This is a genomic window from Halogeometricum sp. CBA1124 (assembly GCF_009741955.1).
GTDB classification, from domain to species: domain Archaea; phylum Halobacteriota; class Halobacteria; order Halobacteriales; family Haloferacaceae; genus Halogeometricum; species Halogeometricum rufum.
This window is the reverse complement of record NZ_WPCD01000356.1, coordinates 1-1,425: the sequence shown is the minus strand read 5'-3', so window position 1 is coordinate 1,425 and position 1,425 is coordinate 1. Positions and strand designations below refer to the sequence as shown.

Sequence of the window (1,425 nt, the reverse complement as noted above, 5' to 3'; positions counted from 1 at the left end):
GCGAGGCCGAGGACTACCGCCGACCCCGAGTCCTGCGACAACCGCTACGCGTTCACCAAGGACCAGGACGGCCACGAGATAGAGGTTCTCGAACCGAGCGACGACTGACGACGCCGCGACGTCTTCCGCTTTTCTCCGACCCGTCCGCAGGTGCCGACGAGTCTCGCGGCACGTGACTCGGGGATGACATTCTCTGTGGAATGCTGTTTCGTTACGAACAGTTGTGGCGAGAAACAAGTTTTTCGTTCGGAAATTTACTAGATAGAGTCATTCAGGAACACAAGACATTTATCCAGGTGGTAATAGACTTGCATCGTACCCCTACCCAAGGTGACACAGTGAGTACCGCCGTGCAAGTCCGGTCTATCCGGGCGTCAGCGCTCAGGACGGCCGAAAGGTGTCGTTGCCACTGCAACACTACTAACAAAACATGACACGGAAATCACAACAGTTCCGCGCTGTCGTGCTCGCGGCGCTAATGGTTCTGTCGGTCTTCGCCGGCACCATCGCGTTCACGGGCTCGGCTGCTGCGGCTGCTGCCGATGGCGATATCGACCTCGGGGAAGGCAACGGGACGCAGGTCTCTGTCGAGGCCGGTCCTTCTGCCACCCTGACGACTGTAGAAATTGGAGACACCGACCCCTCGTCCAACAGCCGCGCGGTTGTTTGGGTTGACGAGAACGAGGACGGTTACTGGAACTCGTCCGAGCCTCAGGTCAACATGACCACGAACGGCAACGGACTCATTGACGTTGGCGACCTTGATGTCTCGTCTCTGTCGGCTGGTACGTACAACGTATCCGCTGCGGACGAGCCCAACGACAATGCCTACGACGGCATGATGGCTAACACGACCGTCGAGGACCAGCTCGAAGTTACGTCCTCGAAGGCTCCGGTGCTCCAGAGCGCCGTTCACTACGACAACGACACGACGTCGTCCGTCGACGCCGAGGTCGAACTCGCGTTCAACGAGGACGTCACCGTCGACGAGCTGAACGTATCTGTCGAGGGCGAGAGCTCGAACCTCACGCAGGACGTCATCGACGTGAAGAACGGCCGCGTCGTCGCGACGCTCGGTCAGGTCTACACGCAGGACCTCGAAGTCACCTACAAGGTGACGGACACGCAGGGTAACACCTACTCCAACGCGAAGACCGAAGAGGTCGACTTCGCCGCCGTCTCGGTGAAGGCCGACGACACGAAGAACGCCTACAAGGGCTCGACGGCCGCCGTCATCGCGGGTAACGCGAGCGCCGACGTCGAGATTACCGGCACGGACGACGACAACAACTTCTTCCGCTCCGGTTCCACGGGCACGAACAGCCACGTCTACAGCGTTGACACGACGAACCGTGACCTCGGCGACGATACGAAGTCGTCTTCGACGGCGGTCAGATCGCGAACGTCACGATTCGGTGACCGTCG

Annotated in this window: 1 protein-coding gene and 1 pseudogene; both read left to right on the top strand. The window is 59.9% G+C overall.

What is annotated here, in order from left to right; translation table 11 throughout:
• Positions 1-108: pseudogene (locus GJ632_RS21455) on the top strand (glyoxalase); the annotation flags it as partial.
• A 322-nt stretch (positions 109-430) separates the two neighbouring features.
• Positions 431-1,425: surface glycoprotein (locus GJ632_RS21450; protein WP_197428153.1), on the top strand; the 995-nt coding region annotated here is incomplete at its 3' end.